Annotated in this window: 23 protein-coding genes; 11 read left to right on the top strand and 12 right to left on the bottom strand. The window is 71.0% G+C overall.

Features of this window, described 5'->3' with window-relative positions; all coding sequences use genetic code 11:
- Positions 1-48: 48 nt before the first annotated feature.
- Together WBG79_RS01940 and WBG79_RS01935 are read left to right on the top strand one after the other, a co-directional pair.
- Positions 49-519 carry a MerR family transcriptional regulator gene (locus tag WBG79_RS01940; protein ID WP_337355426.1) on the top strand — a complete coding sequence of 157 codons (471 nt, stop codon included), beginning with the start codon at positions 49-51 and terminating at the stop codon, positions 517-519.
- Between the two features lie 230 nt (positions 520-749).
- Positions 750-1,220, top strand: coding sequence for a hypothetical protein (locus WBG79_RS01935; RefSeq protein WP_337355425.1), 471 nt, complete (start codon positions 750-752; stop codon positions 1,218-1,220).
- A gap of 85 nt (positions 1,221-1,305) precedes the next feature.
- Here WBG79_RS01935 and WBG79_RS01930 read toward each other — a convergent pair whose 3' ends face one another.
- The 4 genes from WBG79_RS01930 to WBG79_RS01915 form a co-directional block, all read right to left on the bottom strand.
- Entirely contained in the window at positions 1,306-1,956 is a 651-nt protein-coding gene (locus tag WBG79_RS01930) for an invasion associated locus B family protein (protein ID WP_337355424.1), read from the bottom strand.
- 195 nt (positions 1,957-2,151) lie between these two features.
- Positions 2,152-3,111: an alpha/beta hydrolase gene (locus WBG79_RS01925; protein WP_337355423.1), complete on the bottom strand. Its 960-nt coding sequence runs from the start codon at positions 3,109-3,111 to the stop codon at positions 2,152-2,154.
- Between the two features lie 85 nt (positions 3,112-3,196).
- Positions 3,197-3,649, bottom strand: a complete 453-nt coding sequence (locus tag WBG79_RS01920; protein ID WP_337355422.1) for an FHA domain-containing protein — start codon at positions 3,647-3,649, stop codon at positions 3,197-3,199.
- Between the two features lie 34 nt (positions 3,650-3,683).
- Entirely contained in the window at positions 3,684-4,184 is a 501-nt protein-coding gene (locus WBG79_RS01915) for an FHA domain-containing protein (RefSeq protein ID WP_337355421.1), read from the bottom strand.
- A gap of 115 nt (positions 4,185-4,299) precedes the next feature.
- Here WBG79_RS01915 and WBG79_RS01910 point away from each other — a divergent pair, with 115 nt between their 5' ends.
- On the top strand, positions 4,300-4,779 hold the full coding sequence (locus tag WBG79_RS01910) for a secondary thiamine-phosphate synthase enzyme YjbQ (RefSeq protein ID WP_337355420.1): 480 nt from the start codon (positions 4,300-4,302) through the stop codon (positions 4,777-4,779).
- 83 nt (positions 4,780-4,862) lie between these two features.
- Positions 4,863-5,174: a hypothetical protein gene (locus WBG79_RS01905; RefSeq protein ID WP_337355419.1), complete on the top strand. Its 312-nt coding sequence runs from the start codon at positions 4,863-4,865 to the stop codon at positions 5,172-5,174.
- Here the strand turns inward: WBG79_RS01905 and pip are convergent.
- The gene (pip, locus tag WBG79_RS01900) at positions 5,158-6,117 is read right to left on the bottom strand and encodes a prolyl aminopeptidase (RefSeq protein WP_337355418.1); all 960 of its coding nucleotides are present in this window, start codon (positions 6,115-6,117) and stop codon (positions 5,158-5,160) included. The genes WBG79_RS01905 and pip overlap by 17 nt on opposite strands.
- Before the next feature lie 440 nt (positions 6,118-6,557).
- Between pip and WBG79_RS01895 the strand changes: the two genes are divergently transcribed.
- Positions 6,558-7,229 carry a response regulator transcription factor gene (locus WBG79_RS01895; protein WP_337355417.1) on the top strand — a complete coding sequence of 224 codons (672 nt, stop codon included), beginning with the start codon at positions 6,558-6,560 and terminating at the stop codon, positions 7,227-7,229.
- A 13-nt stretch (positions 7,230-7,242) separates the two neighbouring features.
- On the opposite strand, the gene nth is transcribed toward WBG79_RS01895, so the two are convergent.
- Complete coding sequence (gene nth / locus WBG79_RS01890; RefSeq protein ID WP_443147393.1) at positions 7,243-8,154, bottom strand: endonuclease III; 912 nt, start codon at positions 8,152-8,154, stop codon at positions 7,243-7,245.
- 22 nt (positions 8,155-8,176) lie between these two features.
- Here nth and WBG79_RS01885 point away from each other — a divergent pair, with 22 nt between their 5' ends.
- The 3 genes from WBG79_RS01885 to WBG79_RS01875 all read left to right on the top strand — a co-directional run bounded on the left by WBG79_RS01885 (position 8,177) and on the right by WBG79_RS01875 (position 10,830).
- A complete protein-coding gene (locus tag WBG79_RS01885; RefSeq protein ID WP_337355415.1) occupies positions 8,177-8,689 on the top strand; it encodes a DUF2244 domain-containing protein in 513 nt (170 codons plus the stop codon).
- A 93-nt stretch (positions 8,690-8,782) separates the two neighbouring features.
- Positions 8,783-9,691: a bifunctional helix-turn-helix domain-containing protein/methylated-DNA--[protein]-cysteine S-methyltransferase gene (locus tag WBG79_RS01880; protein ID WP_337355414.1), complete on the top strand. Its 909-nt coding sequence runs from the start codon at positions 8,783-8,785 to the stop codon at positions 9,689-9,691.
- 188 nt (positions 9,692-9,879) lie between these two features.
- Positions 9,880-10,830, top strand: a complete 951-nt coding sequence (locus tag WBG79_RS01875) for a hypothetical protein (RefSeq protein WP_337355413.1) — start codon at positions 9,880-9,882, stop codon at positions 10,828-10,830.
- A 257-nt stretch (positions 10,831-11,087) separates the two neighbouring features.
- On the opposite strand, the gene WBG79_RS01870 is transcribed toward WBG79_RS01875, so the two are convergent.
- From WBG79_RS01870 to mutM, 6 genes are all read right to left on the bottom strand, one after another.
- Entirely contained in the window at positions 11,088-11,708 is a 621-nt protein-coding gene (locus WBG79_RS01870; protein WP_337355412.1) for a 2,3-bisphosphoglycerate-dependent phosphoglycerate mutase, read from the bottom strand.
- Positions 11,709-11,722: 14 nt separating this feature from the next.
- Positions 11,723-12,535: a 4-hydroxy-tetrahydrodipicolinate reductase gene (dapB, locus tag WBG79_RS01865; protein ID WP_337355411.1), complete on the bottom strand. Its 813-nt coding sequence runs from the start codon at positions 12,533-12,535 to the stop codon at positions 11,723-11,725.
- A gap of 186 nt (positions 12,536-12,721) precedes the next feature.
- Entirely contained in the window at positions 12,722-14,182 is a 1,461-nt protein-coding gene (gene dnaA / locus WBG79_RS01860) for a chromosomal replication initiator protein DnaA (RefSeq protein WP_337355410.1), read from the bottom strand.
- Positions 14,183-15,341: 1,159 nt separating this feature from the next.
- Positions 15,342-15,608 (bottom strand): 30S ribosomal protein S20, encoded by a 267-nt coding sequence (gene rpsT, locus WBG79_RS01855; protein ID WP_337355409.1) that lies wholly within the window; start codon positions 15,606-15,608, stop codon positions 15,342-15,344.
- A gap of 230 nt (positions 15,609-15,838) precedes the next feature.
- Positions 15,839-16,612: an enoyl-CoA hydratase gene (locus WBG79_RS01850; protein ID WP_337355408.1), complete on the bottom strand. Its 774-nt coding sequence runs from the start codon at positions 16,610-16,612 to the stop codon at positions 15,839-15,841.
- A 104-nt stretch (positions 16,613-16,716) separates the two neighbouring features.
- Entirely contained in the window at positions 16,717-17,601 is an 885-nt protein-coding gene (gene mutM / locus WBG79_RS01845) for a bifunctional DNA-formamidopyrimidine glycosylase/DNA-(apurinic or apyrimidinic site) lyase (RefSeq protein WP_337355407.1), read from the bottom strand.
- Between the two features lie 133 nt (positions 17,602-17,734).
- Here mutM and ubiE point away from each other — a divergent pair, with 133 nt between their 5' ends.
- The 3 genes from ubiE (at position 17,735) to WBG79_RS01830 (ending at position 21,692) form a co-directional block, all read left to right on the top strand.
- The gene (ubiE, locus tag WBG79_RS01840; protein ID WP_337355406.1) at positions 17,735-18,565 is read left to right on the top strand and encodes a bifunctional demethylmenaquinone methyltransferase/2-methoxy-6-polyprenyl-1,4-benzoquinol methylase UbiE; all 831 of its coding nucleotides are present in this window, start codon (positions 17,735-17,737) and stop codon (positions 18,563-18,565) included.
- Positions 18,565-20,154 carry a 2-polyprenylphenol 6-hydroxylase gene (gene ubiB, locus WBG79_RS01835; protein ID WP_337355405.1) on the top strand — a complete coding sequence of 530 codons (1,590 nt, stop codon included), beginning with the start codon at positions 18,565-18,567 and terminating at the stop codon, positions 20,152-20,154. The genes ubiE and ubiB overlap by 1 nt, the downstream gene beginning before the upstream one ends.
- Before the next feature lie 230 nt (positions 20,155-20,384).
- Positions 20,385-21,692, top strand: a complete 1,308-nt coding sequence (locus tag WBG79_RS01830; protein WP_337355404.1) for an AprI/Inh family metalloprotease inhibitor — start codon at positions 20,385-20,387, stop codon at positions 21,690-21,692.
- Positions 21,693-21,747: the final 55 nt, after the last annotated feature.

The raw sequence follows: 21,747 nt of genomic DNA, 5'->3' as shown, positions 1-21,747 counted from the left end.
CGGGGGAACTTCCTTCGTGTCTCTACATCGAGATAGGAGCATGTTCCCATGGGTGGCAATGTGAGAACTGCGGAGAAGACGGTTTCCGAAGAAGTCGACTTGGCAACCTCCGGCAAGGAGGAAGCAAGGCAGGCTTGGTTTACGATCGGCGATCTTGCGAGAGAGTTCGACGTAACGCTCAGGACCCTGCGATTCTACGAGGACAAGGGACTTCTCAACCCGCGCCGCGAAGGTCTCAACCGCATCTATAATCGACGTGACCGTGCACGCCTCAAGCTCGTGCTTATGGGCAAGCGCGTAGGATTCTCGCTGACCGAGATCAAGGAGATGCTCGATCTCTACGATCTGCGGGACGGGCAGATGACGCAGTTGCGGGTCGCGCTCAAGAAGTTCAACGAGCAGATCGGCATCCTCGAAGCGCAGAAGCGCGATTGCGAGCTTGCGCTCGACGAGCTCAAGACGACAGTGGACGTGGTGGCTTCGATGCTGAAGTCGCGGGAGGCCGCGAAAGCGAGCTGACCCCACGCGGCGCGGGCCTGGCCCGCGACGTCAGGAAATGAGGGAACGGCAAGCCTTCCGCCAACGCCGCCGGAAGGAACTCGATGTCCAGATCAATCGACGTTTCTAACCGGCCGGCCTGATTCAGGACCGGCCGGTTTTCGTTCAGCGACCTTTACGCCGACCTGTCGTGCTCCCATATCGAATCACCGATGCGGTTCCAGTGGGAACCGCGGGTGGGGAGGTTACCGATGTGGAGGAGTGCGATCGCGGCTGCCGCGCTGCTCGGTGGCCTGGTCGGCCCGGCCGGTGCGGCCGGGCCCGAGAAGGCCGCCGAACCGCCCGCGGGACGCTGGCAGGTGATGCGGACGCAGGCGGGCCTGGTCAAGCTCGACAGCGCCACGGGCCGCATGTCTCTGTGCCGCGACGAGTCCGGCGGTCTCGTCTGTACGCTGGTTCCCGACGACCGGGATGCCCTCTTGGCGGAGATCGACGATCTGACCCGTCGCAACAGGATGCTGGCGGATCGGGTCGCGGAGCTCGAGCGCCGAGCCGCACCCGGAGCGCCTGCGGCACCGTCGGCGCGCGAACCGTTGCTCTCGCCGGAGGACCAGGCCCGGATCGACCGATTCATGGGGCTGGCCGGCGAGGCGCTCAGGCGCTTCAAGGGACTTGCCGAGGAGCTTCGGGACGAGTGGGATCCGCCCCCCGACCGAACCTGAGGCGGCGCACGCGCTGTGTCCCATACGCAAACGGGCCCCTGGTGGGACCCGTCCTATGACGTCGGCCAGGGGCTGACCGCGCCGGTCACTGGCCCTGCTGGGCCTTGCGCTGGGCCTCGCGAAGCTGGTCCTCGAAGCTCTGCTGCTTCTGGACGACCTGGGCGCGGATCGCCTCCTGCCGTTTGCGGAAGGTCTCCTCGTCGATCGCCTTGCCCTCGTTGGCCACCTTGAAGCTGCCGAGCGGGAAGTTGAACGTCACCGCGGAAGCCGCCTGGTTCTGCGCGCTCACGACGATCTCGCGACCCTTCTTCAGCGCCGACGCGAAGGGGTCGCTGGCGACCATCTGGACGAAGCAGCCGGCCTCGCTGCAGAAGCCGAACTTGCCGTCCTCGGCCTTGCCGTCGTCGACCTGGACCTTCAGGCCCGGCTGCAGCAGGAGGCCGGTGGGGACGACGATGCGGACGATCTTGCGGGTTTCGCCGGTCATCTCCATGAGCACGAAGGAGGCGAGGATCTGACCCGTGGTGGTGCGCAGGTCGTAGCCGGTCTGGCAGACCTCCTTCTTGGTCTTTTCGTCGGTCTGGCAGATCTTGATCCAGGTGTCCGCGGACACGGCCTCGGGGCCCTTCTGGCCCTGGGCGACCGCCGAGCCGACCGCCATGCCCACCAGCGACATGAGAGCGGTGAGCGCCGTGACGACCGCCTGCTTCAGGGCATTCTTGAGGAAAACCATCATGCGTCCGTGACCCTCGCTCGGCCGGCCCCGACGACGGAACCGGGCCCCTCTTAACGCATCGCCCCCCGGGGGTTCAACGGGGAAATCCGCATGCGCGGCAGCCGGGCGTGAGTGGCCGGGTTTTGCGGCGACATGTGGGCGCCCGCGCGCGTCCCTGCCGGTTTTCCCCAGCCGTGGCGCGGGCGCCACGCCGGGTCAGGCCATGGCGTCGGCCAGGAACTCATCCATGCGGGCGAGGCAGGCTTCGGCGAGCGCGGAGGGGAAGGACTGGAAGACGTGCACGCCGCCGGGGTAGACGGCGAGGTCGGCGGCGTTGCCGGCCGCGCTCCAGCGCGCGGCCATGAAGAGGCTGTCGTCGAGGAGCGCGTCCCGCGTGCCCACGCTGAAGAGCGCGCGCGGGAGGCCGCGGAGGTCGGCGTGGATGGGCGAGACGTCGGTGTCGGCGCGGTCTCCCCCGTGCAGAAGGAAATGCCGTACGAACATCTCGATGTCGCGCGTGTTGAGGACCAGCCGGGCGGTGCCGAAGCGGCGGGCGCTCGGGGTCAGGGCCAGGTCGTAGCAGCCCGCGGCGAGATTGGCGGCGCGGAAAGGCAGCAGGCCGTGGCGGTCGCGGAGCCGCAGCAGCGTGACCACGGAAAGATGGGCGCCGGCCGATTCGCCGCCGATCGCGAGCGCGTCGGTGCCGAACAGGGCGCGCGCCTCTCGGACGAGCCAGAGGGCGGCCGCCTCGCAGTCGTCCGGACCCTGCGGGTAGGGGTGCTCGGGCGCGAGCCGGTAATCCACGGAGACGACGGCGAGGCCGGCCTGGTCGGCGATGCGCTGCAGGCGCCCGTCCTGCTGATCGGCGGCGTTGAGGGTCCAGCCGCCGCCGTGGAGGTGGAGGTATACGCCGCGCGCCGCCGCGAGGGGGCGGATGATGCGCAGGGCGACCGGCCCGCGCGGGCCGGGGATCTCGATCACCTCGGCGCGCTCGCACTTCGGCTCCATGGGGAACGGTCCGAGGCCGCGGGCGCGGCGGTCGCGGATCACCGCCGGGGACACGGACCAGGTATCGGGCAGGGCCTCGATGGTGGAGAGGATCCAGGCGTTGAGACGGCGCGTCTCCTCGGAGACGGCGTCTTCGGCGAAGACCTGCGGGTCGATGGTCAGGCTCATGGGATCCTTCGCTGGGCGCGGCCGCGGCCGGTCCGACCGCGCTCCGGGCGCGGGGCCGGGCCGAAGGCTGCGGCCTCCGACAAGGTCAGACAGGCTCGAGGCGGAGAAGGGTCGAGCCGATCTCGATGACGTCGCCGATCGTCAGCTCGCGCTGGCCGGTCACCATGACGCTGTTGACGTGGACCGGGTTGGTCTTGCCGCCGTCGAAGATCCAGAAGCTTAGCTGCTGGTCGTCGCAGACGATGATGGCGTGGTCGATGCGCGAGATGGTGTTGTCGCCGAAATCGAGCGCCACCCGGTTGCGGCGGTCACGGCCGATCGAATTGGTACCCGGGTAGATCGGCTTGGCGTTTCCGAGCCCGAAGCCGTCGATGACGACGAGGCGGGCCACCGGGTTGTTGGACCGGCGGCCGACGATCGCGGTCGCGACGTCGTCGAGGCTCCCCTCCTCGCGCTCGGAGTCCTCCTCACCCGGGCGGGACGCGAGGAACTGGGTGCGTTCCTCCTCATCGGACTCCGGGTTGTTCTGTCTGGACATCGGACGATCCCCGTTGATCTCTCAGGAGCCGCGGTCAGGCGGCGCTCCGGGCCAATTCGCGGCGGAAGCGGAAGGTGACGCCGCCGATGGTGACGAGGTCGCCGTCGGCGAGCTCGGCGTGTTCGCGGTAGACGCCGTTGACCAACATCGGGTTGGGCTCGGCGCGGTCGGCGGTCTGGTTGTGGATCTCGAAGAGGCCGGCGGCGTTGAGCTGCAGGACGGCGTGGTGGCGCGAGACGGTCACGTCCTTGACGCGGATGTCGTCGTCGGAGTGGCGGCCGATCGTCACCCGCGGACGGTCGATCGAGACAACGCCCGGATCGTCCTCGAACTCGAGGACCGCGAGAGCGATGCGCGGCTGCTGGCGGGTAATGACCGGCTGCGGCGCGGATCCGCGCTCCGCCGCGGCGGCGCGCTGCAGGGCCGCGGCCTCGCGCTCGCGCCGGACCGTGGCGGCGATGCCGATGCCGACGGCGACGACGATCAGGACGAGGACCGCCAACTGGGTGCCCGCGGTCGCAATCCAATCCAGCATGAAGCGAGCTCTCCGAACCTCTCCTATGGTTTCATGATGTCGGACGGCGCGTCACGATTCAATCTCGTTCGGTCGGGATCGCGACCGGATAACCACGGTGTGAAGGCACAAAGGCATGGAACAGAGCCGGGACGGCAACAGCTGGCGGATCGAGCCGCTCGACGAGGCGACGGGGCCGGGCCGGTTGCTGGCGGCGCGCCTGGTGGTCGGGACCGCGGGCCGCGGATTCGTCCCGATCACGGCGGCGGTGGACGGGTGGCTGGCCGCCGCGCGGGCGGGAACCGGGCTCGTGACGCTGTTCTTGAGGCACACGTCCGCGTCGCTGACGATCCAGGAGAACACCGACCCGGACGTTCTCGCCGATCTCGCGGACGCGCTCGACCGGCTCGCGCCCGCGGACGCCCGCTGGCGCCACGCGCTGGAGGGCCCGGACGACATGCCGGCGCACGTGAAGGCGAGCCTCACGGGCGTGAGCCTCGCGGTGCCGGTGGTGGCCGGCCGGATGGACCTCGGCACCTGGCAGGCGGTCTACGTCGTCGAGCACCGGGCGTCGCCGCACCGGCGTACGCTCACGATCCATTATGCCGGCACCTGAGGGCCGTCACTGGTCCGTCCCGAGACGGGATGCGTAGACCGCGGGCGTGCGGCCGCCGCCGACGCACCCCGACGGAGAAAGCCTTGTCCATCGTGCGTGTGCTGTACCTCGCCGCCGCCGCGGCCTTCGCGGCCCTGATCCTGTGGGCGGCCGGGGCGGCCTCGTTCTCGGAGAGCTTCGCGCGGATCACCGCCGATCCCTGGGGCCTCGTCACCCTTGCGGACCTCTATGCGGGATTCGCCGTGTCGGCCCTGGTCATCGCCATGGCGGAGGAGCGCCGGTGGGTCGCCGTACTGCTCGTCGCCGCGATGATGGTGCTGGGCAACATCGTCACCATGGCGTGGCTGGCCTGGCGGCTGCCGACGCTCCACGCGCGGCTCAGGCGGTCCCCCTGAAGCGGTCCGTGGCGGTGACGAGTTCGTGGACGATCCCGGGCTCCGTGACGGCGTGCCCGGCGTCCGGAACGATGCGGAGTTCGGCCTCCGGCCAGCGGTCGGCGAGGTCGAAGGCGATGAAGACCGGGGTGCACATGTCGTAGCGGCCGTGGACGATCACGCCGGGGATGTGCCTGATCCGGTCCACGTCTTCGAGGAGCTGCCCGTCGGACCGGAAGAAGCCGCCGTTGACGAAGTAGTGGCATTCGATGCGGGCGAAGGCGAGCGCATAGGAGTCCTCCGCGAAGGCCGCGACCCGGCCCGGGTCGGGCAGGAGGGAGAGCGCCCCGCCCTCCCAGGTGCTCCAGGCGCGAGCCGCGGCGAGGCGCAGGGCGGGGTCGTCCGAGACGAGGCGGCGATGGTAGGCCGCGATCATGTCGTGGCGCTCGTCCGGAGGGATCAGGGCCCGGTAGGGCGCGAAGAGGTCGGGGAAGATGTGGTCGGCCCCTTCCTGGTAGAACCAGTGGAGTTCCTTGCGGCGGAGCGTGAAGATCCCGCGCAGGATCAGTTCGGTGACACGGCCCGGATGGGTCTGCGCATAGGCGAGAGCCAGGGTCGAGCCCCAGGAGCCGCCGACGACCTGCCAGACGGGTATTCCGAGGTGGACCCGCAGCCGCTCCATGTCGGCCACGAGGTCCCAGGTGGTGTTCTCGCGCAGTTCGGCGTGCGGGGTGGATCGGCCGCACCCGCGCTGGTCGAACAGGACGATCCGGTAGTGGGCGGGGTCGTGCAGCCGGCGCATCGTCGGGTTCGAGCCGCCGCCGGGGCCGCCGTGAACCAGCAGGGTCGGCTTGCCCTGGGGGTTCCCGCATTCCTCGTAGTAGATCTCGTGGATCTCGGAGACGCGGATGCGGCCCGTCCGATAAGGCTCGAGGGGCGGGTAGAGTGGAAGGCGTTCGGCCAAGATGGGGCTCCTCGTCAAGACTGTTCCGGCCCCGAAAAGGAGCCCGCCGGCCTCTCATCCCCCCGGTGCTCCCCCGCGGGCCGGCCTGCGTCCCGCGGTCCGTCCGCAGCATCGGGGAGTCGCGACCGTGTTCTCATGCTTTACACAGAATTGGTTGGCGTCAACGTTCGGTTATGCGATCGACTCCGCGGCGGGATGGGATCCGGGCGGCTGGGTGCAGGATCGGGATCGGGCGGCTCGATCGGGGTTCGCGCAGGCCGTCCAAATCTTTGACCGAACGGCATCTTCCGGGGCTCTACGCCCTTGCGCCTGGTCAACGCGCCCGCGATAATTCCGAATACGATCGGAAACGGGACACTGCCGGCCCGGTCGTGGCCCGTCCGCCGCACCAAGACGGCGGGGGGACCTGGGAGGTCAACGCAGAATCCGGGGGGGCCGCCTTGGCGCCGACAACGGGCTACAAGTTCATCATCGCGGACGACCACCCGCTGTTCCGGGGTGCCCTGCGGCAGACGCTCGAATCGATGTTCGACGGCGTCTCGATCGCGGAGGCGGGGTCGCTCGACGCCGTTTCGAAGCTCCTGGAGGAGGGCGGCGAGGTCGACCTCGTGCTGCTCGACCTCAATATGCCCGGCGTGCGCGGCTTCTCGGGGCTCATGTACCTGCGGGCCCAGTATTCGCAGGTACCGATCGTCGTCGTCTCGGCCAACGAGGACCCGGCGACCGTCCGGCGCTGCATGGAGTTCGGTGCGGCCGGCTACGTGCCGAAGTCGCTCGGCACCGACTCCATCCGCGCGGCCCTGACGACCGTCATGGACGGGGGCGTCTGGACGCCGCCGGACGTCGACCTGGCCGCGCTCCCGCCCGACGAGACCGCGAAGCTCGTGCAGCGGCTGTCGACGCTGACGCCCCAGCAGGTGCGCGTGCTCATGATGCTCAGCGAAGGGCTGCTCAACAAGCAGATCGCCTACGAGCTCAGCGTCTCGGAGGCGACCGTCAAGGCGCACGTCTCCGCCATCCTGCAGAAGCTCGGCGTCGAGAGCCGGACCCAGGCCGTCATCGCCGCCTCCAAGATCGAGGCGGGGCAGTGGCAGTCGCTCGAGGCGTCCTGACCGGGCGGCCGGCTCAGCCGACCACGGGACCGCTCGGATATTCGCCGCGGGCGACCTCGACGGGCACCGGGACCGCGTTGGTCTTGCCCTCGTAGCGGCACAGGTCGGCGATCACGCAGCGCTCGCACTCGGGTCGGCGGGCCTTGCAGACGTAGCGGCCATGCAGGATCAGCCAGTGGTGGGCGTGCCGGAGGAACTCGCCGGGCACGATGCGCATCAGCTCCGCCTCGACCTCGTCGGGGTTGCGCCCGGGCGCCAGGTGCAGGCGGTTGCCGAGGCGCAGGATGTGGGTGTCGACCGCGATGGTCGGCTCCCCGAAGGCCCCGTTCAGCACGACGTTGGCGGTCTTGCGGCCGACGCCCGGCAGGGTGGTCAGGGCGTCCCGGTCGCGCGGCACCTCGCCGCCGAAGCGGTCGAGGAGCGCCTGCGAGAGCAGGATCGTGTTCTTCGCCTTGGTGTTGAAGAGGCCGATCGTCTTGATGAGGTCGCGGACGCGCTCCTCGCCGAGGGCGACCATCCTGGCGGGCGTGTCGGCGAGACGGAAGAGCCCGGCGGTGGCCTTGTTGACGCCCGCGTCGGTCGCCTGGGCGGAGAGCACCACGGCGACCAGGAGCGTGAAGGGGTTGACGTGGGCGAGCTCGCCCCGGGGCTCCGGCTCCACGGCCCGGAAGCGCTCGAAGATGGCCCGGACCTCGGCCTCCGTATAGGCCGATCCCGCCGCTGGCGCCTTGCCCTGGGCGGCCCGGCCTCCCGGGCCCGCGGCCTTGGCGCGGCCCGCGGCCTTGGGGCCGCTCGGGGCCTTGGGTCCGCTCGGGGCCTTCGCGCCGCCCGGCTTCGCGGTTGCGGCGGGGGGCCGCGCCGGCTTTTCCGGAACGCTCGCAACCTTCACGGATTTGGGATCGGGATTCTGCTTACGTGCGCGCATCCGCTTTCTATACTGGGTCTCCATGACGGACAGCAACGCCGAGGCCGCCGGGCGGCCGTTCTTTTCCGCCGTGCTGACGCCCCACCGGTCCCTCGGCCCGCGCGGGTTCGTGGTGCTGATGACGTGCCTCTCGGCCGTCTGCTTCGCCACCGGCCTCCTGTTCTGGAAGATCGGGGCCTGGCCGATCAGCGGCTTCCTGGGGCTCGACGTCGCCGTCATGTGGCTGGCGTTCCGGCTCAGCTACCGCTCGGCCCGCGCCTTCGAGGTGGTGGAGGTCTCGGCGCAGGAGATCCTGGTGCGCAAGGTCTCGCCCGGCGGACGGCGCACGGAATACCGGTTCAACCCGGTGTGGGTGCGGCTGGAGGTGGTCCATGTCGAGGACGAGGGCGTCACCCGCATCGCGCTCTTCTCGCGCGGGCGCGCGGTCGACGTGGGCGCCTTCCTGAACCCGGACGACCGGACGAGCTTCGCGGGCGCCCTCAAGGCCGCGCTCGCCACCGCGCGCTCCGGCGGCCCGGTCGGCAACCCGGCCTGAGCGTCCGAAATCGGGTGTCCCGGGGGGCGCGGCGCCGCTAGTGTCCCGTCCGAAGGCCGCCCCCGGACGGTCCAGCTTGCGACGAGGCCCATCATGACGCTTCAGACCGCCCTGGCGGAGACCGCGGACCGGGACCACGCGACCGACCTCGAGGACGGCGCGGCGGAGCGGGACTACCGGATCGTCCGCGACGCGATCGAGATCATGTCCGAGCGCTGGCGCGCGCAGCCCACCGTGGAGGAGGTGGCGCGCCGGCTGGGGCTGACCCCCGTGCAACTGCAGCGGCTGCTCGTGCGCTGGGCCGGGCTGACCCCGAAGGCCTTCCTGCAGGCCATCACGCTCGATGCGGCGCGGGACCTGCTCCGGGCCTCCGCGAGCGTGCTCGACACCACCTACGAGGTCGGGTTGTCGGGCCCGGGACGGCTGCACGACCTCTTCGTCACCCACGAGGCCATGACCCCCGGGGCCTACCGGGCGCGCGGCCGCGGGCTCGTGATGCGCACCGGGTTCCACCCCTCCCCGTTCGGCACGGCGCTGGCGGTGGTGACCGAGCACGGGCTCGCCGGGCTCGGCTTTGCCGAGGAGGGCGGCGAGGCGGCGGCGCTCGCCGACATGACGCGGCGCTGGCCGGAGGCCGACTTCGTGGCGAACCAGGAGGCGACCGCGCCTTTCGTCCGGCGCGTGTTCGACCCGGCCGAGTGGCAGGCGGACCGGCCGCTCAACGTCGTGCTGATCGGTTCGGACTTCGAGATCCGGGTCTGGCGCAAGCTTCTCAAGATCCCGATGGGGCGGGCCACCACCTATTCGGACATCGCCGCGGGCATCGGGTCGCCGAAGGCGAGCCGGGCGGTCGGGGCGGCGGTCGGGCGCAATCCGATCAGCTTCGTGGTGCCGTGCCACCGGGTGCTCGGGCGCGGCGGCGACCTCTGCGGTTACCACTGGGGCCTGACGCGCAAGCGCGCCATCCTGGGCTGGGAGGCGGGCCGGGTGGCGGCGGCCTGACGGCCCGGGCGCTCACGCGCGGGTCTCGCCATTCGTGAACCGACTTGACTGGACCGTGAGCACGGGTGCTGGCACGCTCTAATCGTATTCTCCGGCCTGCATCCGGTGCGCCCCGGGACCCCTGGCCCGGCGGAGCCCCGCGTCAGGCGGGCGCGTTTCACAGTTCGACATTCGGAGGTTCCGGCATCATGGCCGACCCGCAAACCGACGTCATCGACGCAGGCCACGAGATCATCGTGCTTAGTTTCCGGCTGCTCGACGCCGAGGTGACCGCCATTCCGCAGCAGGTCGCCACCGCGCTGACCGATCCCGCGACGCAGGCGGCCATCAAGAAGACGCTGCTCGATTTCGCCAAGTCGCGCGGTACCGCCGCCGAAACCGTGGTTTCGGGCGAGGACGCGCAGAAGCTGGTCGAGTCGCTCGGCAAGGGCGTGTACGACGCGGCCAGCAAGAAGGTGCTCGACCAGGTCAAGGAGACCGCCGAGTACAAGCGGCTGGAGAAGAGCCTCGAGAGCTTCAAGAAGGCGGCCGCCTCGTCCAACCTCGGGGTCTGGGTCGACAAGAACAGCACCGTCCTCTACATCGTCGGTGCGGCGCTGGTGGTCGGGACCGGGACGGTCCTGTACGTGACGCGGACGGGCGGCGGCATCGTCGACGCGGTGACGGACCCGCTCAAGGACAAGAGCTTCAAGATTCTGACGGTCGGGGCCTTCTCGCTGTCGGTCGGCAAGCTGCGCTTCGATCCGACCGCCCAGCTCCTCGGCGGCGAGGTGTCGACCGTCGCGAACTGGCAGAAGCTCAAGCTCGAGCTGAAGCTCGGCGTACTCGCCGAAGGGCCGGTGATCCAGCAGATCGAGGGCGAGGCGGCGGTCAAGTCCGGGCCGATCAAGATCACGCTCGACGGCAGCGCGAAGCCGGCGACCCACCTGGTCAATCTCGGCCTCAAGGCCAACTACGAGGCCGGCCAGCTCAGTGTCGGCGTCGGTGCCATGTACAAGGACAACCTCGCCAGCGCCACCGCGCAGGCCTCCTACAAGACCAATGTCGGCGTCTTCGGCCTGCAGGCCAATGTCGGCGAGAAGCAGGGCGGCGGCGTCGGCTACGGCGGCCTGGCGACCTTCACAATCCCCTTCAAGTGAGATCCGGGCGGTCGCCGCCCACCTTCCGACCGCGGTCCCGGCCCCTGCCGCCCCCCGAATCCCCGGCCCTGCTTCTCCGGACAAGGCGCGCGAGCACCGCAGATTTGGGGGCCCAGGGCAGGCCTCGACCGCAGGGCTGCGGCCGGTGGAGAGCGCTAGGCCCCGTCCCTTCCGCTGCACTCCGGCCGGGGATGCGGGCGGAGAGCGGTGTGCCTGTGACCGGGGAGAGGGGCCGCCGGCGGGCTCCAGGCTTCCCGTCAGCCCGCGAGGTCCTGCTTGGACGTGACCGATCCGTCGGCCGCGAAGCGGTAGACGATGGGGACGCCGGTGGCGAGTTCGCGGCGGACGATCTCCTCGCCGGTCAGGCCCTCGAGCTTCATGATCAGGGCGCGCAGCGAGTTGCCGTGGGCGGAGACGAGCACGCGCCGGCCGGCCATGACGTCGGGCATGATGCGGGCCTCGAAATAGGGCAGCACCCGGTCGGCCGTGTCCTTGAGGCTTTCGCCGCCGGGCGGGGGCACGTCGTAGGAGCGGCGCCAGACATGGACCTGCTCCGCGCCCCAGCGCTTGCGGGCGTCGTCCTTGTTGAGCCCCGAAAGCTCGCCGTAGTCGCGCTCGTTGAGAGCCTGGTCGCGGATGATCGGCAGGTCCTTCCGGCCGAGCTCCTCGAGCATGAGGTCGAGGGTGGTCTGCGCCCGCTTCAGAGCCGAGGTGTAGCAAACGTCGAAGTCGAGCCCGAGCGCCTTCAGCTTCCGGCCGGCGGCGCGTGCCTCGGCGATGCCCTTCTCGGTCAGGTCCGGGTCCTTCCAGCCGGTGAACAGGTTGAGCCTGTTCCACTCGCTCTCGCCGTGACGGCACAGGACCAGAAGACGTTCCATCTCGCGCGTGTCCTTCAGTCGGAAAAGCCGAGCACGTCGGCCATCGTGTAGAGGCCGGGCTTGCGCCCGCGGCCCCACAGGGCGGCGCGCAGGGCACCGCGGGCGAAGAGCGACCGGTCCTCGGCCCGGTGCGACAGCTCGATGCGCTCGCCGGGTCCGGCGAAGACGACCGTATGGTCGCCCACCACCGTGCCGCCGCGCAGCGACGCGAAGCCGATATCGCCGGTGCGGCGCGCGCCGGTGTGGCCGTCGCGGCCGCGCGCCGAATGGGCGCCGAGGTCGACGCCGCGCCCCGCTGCGGCCGCCTCGCCGAGCAGGAGCGCGGTGCCGGAGGGCGCGTCCACCTTCATGCGGTGGTGCATCTCGACGACCTCGATGTCGAACTCGGCGTCGAGCGCGCGCGCGGCCTGACGGACCAGTTGGGCGAGGAGGTTGACGCCGAGGCTCATGTTGCCGGACTTCACCACCACCGCGTGGCGGGCGGCGGCGTGGATCTTCGCCTCGTCGTCGGCCGAGCAGCCGGTGGTGCCGACCACGTGGACGATGCGCGCCTGGGCGGCGAGCTCGGCGAACTGGACGGTGGCGGCCGGGCTGGTGAAGTCGAGCACGCCGTCGGCGGCGGCGAAGAGCGGCAGGGGGTCGTCCGAGATCGGGACGCCGAGCGGCTCCAGGCCGGCGACCGCGCCGGCGTCGCGACCGAGATGGGGCGAGCCCGCCCGCTCGACGGCGCCGGACAGCGTCACGCCCTCGGCGGCGGCGACGGCGCGAACGAGCGCCTGGCCCATGCGGCCGGCGGCTCCGACCACGATCAGACGCATCTCCGACATCGGCTTCTCCGCGCGCCGCGGCCCGCGGCCGCCCGGCAGCGGTATAGCAGGCGGAGGGGGCGGCGCAACAGGCCGGGGCAGCCGCTCGCCCCTGACCTTCGGAGGAGCGCCCGGCCGCCCCCGCAACGCGAGAGGCCGCCCCGGCGGACCGGCGGCGGCCTCGAAACCCTGCCCGGTGCGCGCCGGTCAGCTGTCGATCTGGCGTTTCAGGACCTCGACCTCGTCGGCGAAGCCCCGGTCGGTCTTGATCATGTCCTCGATCTTGCGGACGGCATGCAGGACCGTGGTGTGGTCGCGGTTGCCGAAGCGGCGGCCGATCTCGGGGAGCGAACGGGGCGTCAGGGTCTTGGACAGGTACATGGCGATCTGCCGGGGGCGGACCACCGTGCGGGTGCGGCGGCTCGACAGGAGGTCGGCCTTGGAGACGTTGTACTGCTTGCAGACGGCGCGCTGGATGTCCTCGATCTTCACGCGCCGGGCCTCGCGGACCCGCAGCAGGTCGCGCAAGGCCGTCTCGGCGGTCTCTATGCCGACCGGCTCGCCGGAGAACTGGGCATGGGCGGCCAGCCGGTTGACCGCGCCGTCCAGGTCCCGGCCGCTCGAGGTGACGTTCTCGGCGACGAAGTCGATCACCGCCTCGGAGACCGCGAGGGTCGGGAAGAGTCGGCGGGCGGCGACGACCCGGTTGGAGACGATCGCGCGGCGGAGGTCGAAATCCGGGGCGGCGATCTCGACGAGCAGCCCGCCACCGAGGCGGGAGCGGACGCGTTCGTCCAGCGTCTCGAGCTCGACCGGCGGGCGGTCCGCGGCGACCACGACCTGGCGGGAGCCGTCGATCAGGGAGTTCAGCGTGTGGCAGAATTCCTGCTGGATCTGGCGGCCCTGGAGGAACTGCATGTCGTCGATCAGGAGGAGATCGATGCCGCGAAGGTTCTCCTTGAATGCGATGGCCGACTGCGCCTTGAGGGCCGACACGAAGCGGTACATGAAGTGCTCTGCGGTCAGGTAGAGCACGCGCCGGCCGGCGTCCTTGGCCGCTCGGGCGATCGCCTGGAGAAGGTGGGTCTTGCCGAGGCCGACGGCGGCATGGACGAAGAGCGGGTTGAAGCCGACCGATTCTCCGGGGCGGGACTCGGCGACGCGGCGGGCTGCGGCGAGGGCGAAGCTGTTGGAGCGGCCCTCGACGAAGCTGGCGAAGGTGTAGCGCGGGTCGAGCGGCGAGCCGACGAGGGCGTCGTCGAGGCGGATCTCGCTCGTCGGGGCCGGCCCGTCGAGGACGAGGCGGGCGGCCTGGGCGAGCGGCACCTTGATCTGGCGGTGGTCGACCGCGACGCCCTGGGGCGCCGGCGAGGTCCAGGCCTCGGGGGCGCCGGGGCCGCGCGGGCGGATGGCGCTGCGCACGGTGAATTCGATCTGCTGCACGCCGCCGAATTCGTCCTGGCACAGGCCCATGAGCCGGTCACGATAGCGCGATTGCAGCCAGTTCTTCAGAAAGCGGGTCGGCACCGACAGGTGCACGACGCCGTCTCCGAGCGCCTCCAGGTCGACCCTGGCGAACCAGCTCGTGAATACGTCCTCGCCCAGTTCCGCCCTGAGGCGCTTCTTGATGCGATCCCATTCCGCATGGCCCGTCAGCCCGACCGACATCGTTTCCGTGCCTCCTGCCTCTCGCCGTCCGGACGACCCGCCAAAGTCGTCGTCCCGGCATTCCATCTCGACTACGCGGCGCGTTCCGACGCGAACACATGGCAAGGGGGAACCCTCGGCCGTCACTGAGGCCGGGCGGTCATCCATCGCCGAATTTTTCAGTTTCGCCCGATCATCCGGTGCGCCGGACTGCCAGCGGCGCCCGGTTACGGGACGAGCATCCGCCCCACGAAAACCGGTCGGCATCCCACAATGCCATGCCAGATCCGGGTTCCCTTCGTGATCGCCCTCCCGGGCGGGTCAGCGCACCGCGGCGCTCGGCGGGCGGCCGACCGGCGGCAGGGCCGCGGCGGCTCCGAACGGGTGTCGTCCGCCCGTCCGCCGGACCCCATGGGCCGCCGGCGGACAAAACTATCCTGGCCTTTGCGGGACCTTCATGGCCCGCACAGGCGCTGCCTCTCGATGTCGACATCAATGCCCCCGACGACGGACTTCTGTCCGCTCGCTGCCGATAGTCTTTTTTATGAATTCTGTTACGCGAACAAGACGAACTGCTGCGTACCCCTAGTCACGCCTAGAGCAGATACTGCATCATGCACCCTCGACAGATCATCACGAGCACCATTTGATTGGCACAACATGACCATTGCTCTCCAGGAGCCCCTGCTAGCTACTCATTCGCGGCTGACTTCGGAAGGCGTCGCCTTCCATGGCCTGAACTTTACACAGGCGGTTTGGGGCCTGCAACTCCGATCGGGGGCCGGTCGGACGGAGTGTTGCCGGAACGACCCACCCTGGATGGCAGGCGTTCTTCGCCCCCGTTCGTCAAGTCCTTCGGACTCAACGGGGTTCCCCGAGAGGGTCGTTCGTTTCGCGCGTCGGCCCTTCGCCGACGAAAAAAAATGAAGCGCTCCCCCTTGACTCCCGGTCATGCCGGCGATTCCGAAGGGGGGTTCCGGACATGTCGTCAAGCGCTTGAACGGGTTCAAGAATTCCTGTCATGCCGGAGGCCTTCGCGAGGCTACGGGATTCTTGCCAAGAGGCCTTCGCACCGGTTTCGCGGCAAACAAAAAGCCCGGGTGCGAGACCCGGGCTTGGAGCTGGTTCGGGGCGCTTCAGGCCCGGATGGCGGACCCTTCGCGCCGTCGTAACGGAACCGTCAGGCTCCGAGACCCTTCAACCTCTGAGCGAGGCGGGAGATCTTCCGGGACGCGGTGTTCCGGTGCATGACGCCCTTGGAGGCGGCACGCTGCAGCTCCGGCTGGGCGGCCTTCAGGGCAGCGGCGGCCGCCGCTGCGTCGCCCGAGGCGATCGCCTCCTCGACCTTGCGCACGTAGGTCCGCACGCGGCTGCGGCGGTTCTTGTTGACCGCGGTCCGACGCGCGATCTTGCGGGCCGCCTTCTTGGCGGACGGCGTATTGGCCATGGACGAGCCTTTCCTGGATCCGAACCTCCGGTCGTCCGCCTCTGCCGCCGCACGGGATCGACTCCCGCCGGGCCGGACGCGCCGGAGACCGTTCAAACGAAAGCGGCGGCGGACGGGCCGCCACCGGTCAGGCGGTGCTTATAGCCACGTCCCGGCGGGGCGTCAACGGCGGAAAGCCGAAGGCGGCACACCTTCGACGACGCGCGGAGCCCGCGGGCGTCCGGTGCCGGTCAGCGGTGCCCGAACTTCGGCGGGCGCTTCTCGGCGAAGGCGGCCATGCCCTCCTTCTGGTCGGCGGTGGCGAACATGGCGTGGAACACCCGGCGCTCGAAGCGCAGACCCTCGGCGAGCGTCGTCTCCATGGCCCGGTTGACCGCCTCCTTGGCCATCATGGCGGCCGGCAGGGAGTAGCCGGCGATGTCGGTCGCCGCCTTCAGGGCCGTCGCGGCCAGGTCGGCGAGCGGCACCACGCGGGCGACGAGGCCGGCGCGCTCGGCCTCCTCGGCGCCCATCATGCGGCCGGTCAGGCACAGGTCCATGGCCTTGGCCTTGCCGACCGCGTGGGCGAGGCGCTGGGTGCCGCCGGCGCCCGGCATGACGCCGAGCTTGATCTCCGGCTGGCCGAACTGGGCGTTGTCGGCCGCGATGATGAAGTCGCACATCATGGCGAGCTCGCAGCCGCCGCCGAGCGCGTAGCCGGCGACCGCGGCCAGGATCGGCTTGCGGAAGCGGGAGACCCGGTCCCAGGCGGTGATGAAATCGTCCACGTAGGTGGCGGGGTACTGGAGCGTCGCCATCTCCTTGATGTCGGCACCGGCCGCGAAGGCCTTCTCGGAGCCGGTCAGCAGGACGGCGCCGATCTCCGGATCGGCCTCGAAGGCGTCGAGCGCCGCGTTCAGCTCGCGGATCAGGGCGGAGTTCAGGGCGTTCAGCGCCTTCGGCCGGTTCAGGGTCACGATGCCGACCCGCCCCTCACGGTCGACGATGATGTTCTCGTAGGCCATCGGTGTCCCCTTCTCGCTCGCCGGCCCGCCCGGCGGGCCGCTCAAGCCTCGACCGCTACCGGAGGGGACGGGCGGATTCAACATGGACGAGGGGCCGGTCCGCGTCAGCGCTGGCAGACCGGACAATAGAAGGTGGAGCGGTTCGACTGGACCAGGCGGGCGACCACGCCGGCGCAGGACGGCCGCGGGCAGGGCTCGCCCTCACGATCGTAGACCGAGAAGGCGTGCTGGAAGTAGCCGAGGCCGCCCTCGGCGTTGACGTAGTCGCGCAGCGAGGAACCGCCGGCCGCGATCGCGTCGGTCAGGACGGCGCGGATCGCGTCGGCGAGGTCGCGGGCCGCCGCCTTCGGCCGGCCCTTGGGGGTCGCCACGGTGCCGGCCGCCCGGGTCGGCGACAGGCGCGCCCGCCAGAGGGCCTCGCAGACGTAGATGTTGCCGAGGCCGGCGATCAGGCCCTGGTCCATCAGCGCCGCCTTGAGGGGTGCGGCCTTGCCGGCGAAGAGGCGCGCGACCGCCTCGCCGGTCAGCTCGTTGCCGAGCGGCTCCAGGCCGATGCCGCGGATCAGCGGATGCTCAGCGAGGGTGGCCCGCTCGGACAGGGTCATGAAGCCGAAGCGACGGGGGTCGTTGTAGGTGACGGTGGCGCCGGTCGAGAGCCGGAAGACCACATGGTCGTGGCGGGCGTCCTTGGAGCGCTCCCGATGGAACTCGCCCGGCGTCGCCACGGGCTCGTCCGGCAGGGCGATGCGGAAGGAGCCGGACATGCCGAGATGCATGATCAGGACGGCGCCGTCGTCGAGGTCGGCGAGCAGATACTTGGCCCGCCGGGAGAGCGACGCGACGGTCCGGCCGGCCAGCCGCTCGGCGAAGCGTTCCGGCAGGGGAAAGCGCAGGTCGGGGCGTCGGCACTCGACGGACACGAAGCGCGCGCCCTCCATGACGGGCGCGAGGCCCCGGCGGACGGTCTCGACTTCGGGCAGTTCGGGCATGGGCGGGCTCGGGCGCAACGGCGGGTTCAGGGCCGCATCTAGGGGCGAAAGCGGCGCGCCGTCCACCCGCCATCGGCCGATGGCATCGCACGGCGGCTTCCGTTATGGTCCCGGCCGACTCCAGGAGACCGCCATGGCGCTGAACCGATCCGCCGAGCCGAACGCCACCCCCGAAGCCCTTCCCATCGGGGCCGTAGGGGGCAACGAGGCGGGCCGGACAGCGAGCTTCGGCTTCCGCGAGGTGCCGCTCGGGGCCAAGCAGGAGATGGTGGACGACGTCTTCCACAAGGTCGCGGACCGCTACGACGTGATGAACGACGCCATGTCGGGCGGCCTGCACCGGCTGTGGAAGGACGCCATGGTGTCGCGTCTCGCGCCGCCGCGCGGCGGCCGCCGGCCCTTCTCGGTGCTGGACGTGGCGGGCGGGACGGGCGACATCGCGTTCCGCATCGCCGAGCGGGCCGACGGCCACGCCCGGGTGACGGTCGCGGACATCAACGGCTCCATGCTGGAGGTCGGCCGCAAGAGGGCCGGGACGCGGCCCTTCGGTGACCGGATCGACTTCGTGGAGGCGAACGCGGAGGACCTGCCCTTCGAGAGCGGCCGCTTCGACGCCTACACGATCGCGTTCGGCATCCGGAACGTGCCGCGGATCGAAAAGGCGCTCGCCGAGGCGTACCGGGTGCTGCGGCCGGGCGGGCGGTTCCTCTGCCTGGAATTCTCGGCGGTGGACGTTCCTCTGCTCGACCGGATCTACGAGGCCTATTCGTTCCGCGTGATCCCCCTCATGGGCCGGATCATCGCCGGGGACGACGACCCCTACCGCTATCTCGTCGAATCCATCGCCAAGTTCCCGACCCAGGAGCGCTTCGCGCAGATGATCCGGGAGGCCGGCTTCGCCCGCGTGGACTACACCAATCTCACCGGCGGCATCGCGGCGATCCACGGAGGCTGGAAGATCTGATGCCGGGGGGCATCGTCGGACCGACGCTGAGGCTCCTGCGCGCCGGCTTCGTGCTGGCGCGGGAGGGCGTGCTGCGCGCCATGGCGCCGCCCGACCCGCCGCCGGCCGGACGGGTGCTGCTGGCGCTCGCCTCGCTCGTCGAACGTCGCGGGCTCGGCGAGGTCGACCGCGGCGACCGGGTCTCGGAGGCGCTGAACCGGCTCGGCCCCTCCTACGTCAAGCTCGGACAGTTCCTGGCGACGCGCCCGGACGTGGTCGGCCGCGCCATGGCGCGCGACCTGGAGGCCCTGCAGGACCGCCTGGCCTCCTTCCCGCTCGAGGACGCCAAGGCGTCGATCGAGCGTGCCCTGCAGCGGCCGCTCGAGGAAGTGTTCGTCGAGCTCGGGCCGCCGGTCGCCGCGGCCTCCATCGCACAGGTTCACAAGGCGACGGTCCGCGACCGCGACGGCGAACTGCGCGACGTCGCCGTCAAGGTGCTGCGGCCGGGTGTCGAGGCGCGGTTCCGACGGGACTTGGACAGCTTCTACCTGGCGGCCCGCCTGATCGAGCGGCTGGTGCCCTGGACGCGGCGGCTGCGCCCGCTCGCCGTGGCCGACACGCTGGCGCGGTCGGTCCGGCTGGAGATGGACCTCCGGCTCGAGGCGGCGGCGCTCTCCGAGATGGCCGAGAACACCCGCGGGGACCCGGCGTTCCGCGTGCCGGCGGTGGACTGGGAGCGGACCGCCAAGCAGGTCCTCACCATGGCGTGGATCGACGGCACCAAGGTGGCGAACCTGGCGGCGCTCGAGGCACAGGGGATCGACCTCGTGGCGCTGTCGCGGGTGGTCATCCAGTCGTTCCTGCGCCATGCCATGCGAGACGGCTTCTTCCATGCGGACATGCACCAGGGCAACCTGTTCGTCGACCCGGACGGCACCCTGGTGGCGGTCGATTTCGGCATCATGGGGCGGCTCAACGAGGCGGAGCGCCGCTTCCTCGCCGAGATCCTGTTCGGCTTCATCCGGCGCGATTATCTTCGGACCGCGGAGGTCCACTTCGAGGCGGGCTACGTGCCCGAGGGCCAGGAGGTCGAAGTCTTCGCCCAGGCGCTCAGGGCGATCGGCGAGCCGCTGCGCGACCGCCCGGCGCGCGAGATCTCGATGGCGCACCTGCTCAACCAGCTCTTCGAGTATACCGAGGTCTTCGACATGAAGACCCAGCCCCGGCTGATCCTCCTGCAGAAGACCATGGTGGTGGTGGAGGGCGTGGCGCGCACGCTCGACCCGGACCTCGACATCTGGACCACCTCGGAACCGGTGGTGCGGGACTGGATCGAGCGGAATCTCGGGCCCGCCGCGAAGCTCGGCGAGGCGGCGGCGAGCGCGGGGGCGGTCGGCGGCGCCCTGATGAACCTGCCGAAGCTCGCCGGACGGGCGGAAGCGATTGCGGCCGGCTTCGCCGACATGGCGCGCCACGGCCTCCGGCTGGACGACGACACCGTCCGGGCCCTGGCGCGCGCCGAGGCGCGGGAGAACCGCCGGGGGCACGTGCCGCTCTGGATCGGGGCGGGTGCGCTCGTGATCCTCGCGCTGCACGTGCTGTTCGGCTGACGGCCGCCCGCCGGAGCGCGGCGGAAAAGTCACGATCCCCTCCCGATCGCAGCGACGGCAGGTCATGCGGCTTGCCCTCGACGGCGCGCGGGGTCATGTAAAGCGCCGTGTCCGGTCCGCAACTTTCCATCCGCGCACCAGACGAACCGTTAAGCGGGGAGCACGATATTGGGGGTGACGTCGGCGATGGGGGCCGGCGACGCATGCGGGAACTCGATCGGAGATCCAGGATGGATCGCGCATCTCATCGGAAACTCGGCGTCATCGCGGCAGGTTTCACGTTCCTCGCCGCCGCGGCCAGTCCGTCGTGCGCCGTCGAGACCGACGCCCGGGAAGAGGCCCGGGGACGCTGGCTGATCGCGCCGGAGTCCGGCGGTCCGGGCTGCGTGCTCAATCTCTCCATCGAAGCGAACGGCACGGCGAAGGTTACCTCCGGAGGCTGTCGGGGCGAGGTCGCCCTCATGTCCCGCGCCTCGCACTGGGAGCTCGACGAGAGCGGCCGGATCGTCCTGCGCGACGCGAGCCAGAACCGCATCGTCACCCTTGCCAAGCTCGAGAATTCGATCTTCCGGGAAGACGAGGCGCCGGGCCGCGCGCTGGTGATGAAGCCGGCCACGCCGGCTCCCGCACCCCAGGCCGCCGCCGTGCCGGCGCCGCCGGCGGGCCCGGGTCAGCCGGCGACCGCGACGCAGACGGCCTCGCCGGCGCCGAAGGGGGCCGCGGCCACGGCCGGGACTCCCGCGCGCGGCGAAGGCCGTTCGATTGCCGCGGCCGCCGCGCCCGAGCCCCCTCCCGGGGCGCCGGAGGCCGCCGCGCTGCCCTCCCGGGGGGTGCCGCCGCGGCCGCCCGGCCCGCCCGTCGTGGCGGCGCTCGATCTTCCCGGCGCCGAGCCGGAGCCTGCCGCGGCGCCGGAGGCCCCCCGCCCCGCCCCGGTGGCATTCCCGATCCCGGCGCGCAAGCCTGCGGTTCCGAAACCGCCGCCGGTGGTGGCCGCCGCGGTTCCTCCCGCCAACGCTCCGCTCGCGCTGGTTCCCGCGCCGGTGCCGGGTGCCGGGACGGCATCCCCGTCGCCGCTCTCGCCGGCCGTGCCGGCGGCCCCCGGGGTCGGCCCGGCGGCAGGGCCCGCCATGCCCGCCACGGTCCAGGCCTTCGCTGCGCCGGCCACGCCGTCCCTCCAGCCGTCCGCGCCCGCGGGCGTCGGGCCCGCGCCCGGAGCACCCGCCGCACAGGCACCCGCGGCTGCCGGCAAGGTGGTGGCGCGCTGGGTGATGAAGCGGCCGACCGGCGAGGTGCTGTGCCGCGCGAGCCTCCACGAGGGCGCCTCGCCGGCCCGGCCCGGCGCCTCGGCCCTGACCCTCTCGCCCGGCTGCGCGCAAGCGGTGACCCGCCTGCAGCTCAGCGGCTGGGCCCGGCAGGGGAACGAGCTGGTCCTCCTCGGTGCCACCGGCGCTTCGCTCTCCTTCGTCCCGCAGGAGGACGGCAGCTACGCCAAGGCGGCCAAGGAGGGCGGTCAGCCGCTGCTCCTGGTCAAGCCCTGAGAGACACCGGCGCGCCGAGGACTTGCCCCGCGGCGGCGGAGCGGCGAGAACAGGC

This window comes from Prosthecomicrobium sp. N25, assembly GCF_037203705.1.
In the GTDB taxonomy this organism is placed as follows: domain Bacteria; phylum Pseudomonadota; class Alphaproteobacteria; order Rhizobiales; family Ancalomicrobiaceae; genus Prosthecodimorpha.
The sequence above is the reverse complement of the archived record's forward strand: the minus strand, read 5'-3'. Positions and strand labels throughout refer to the sequence as shown.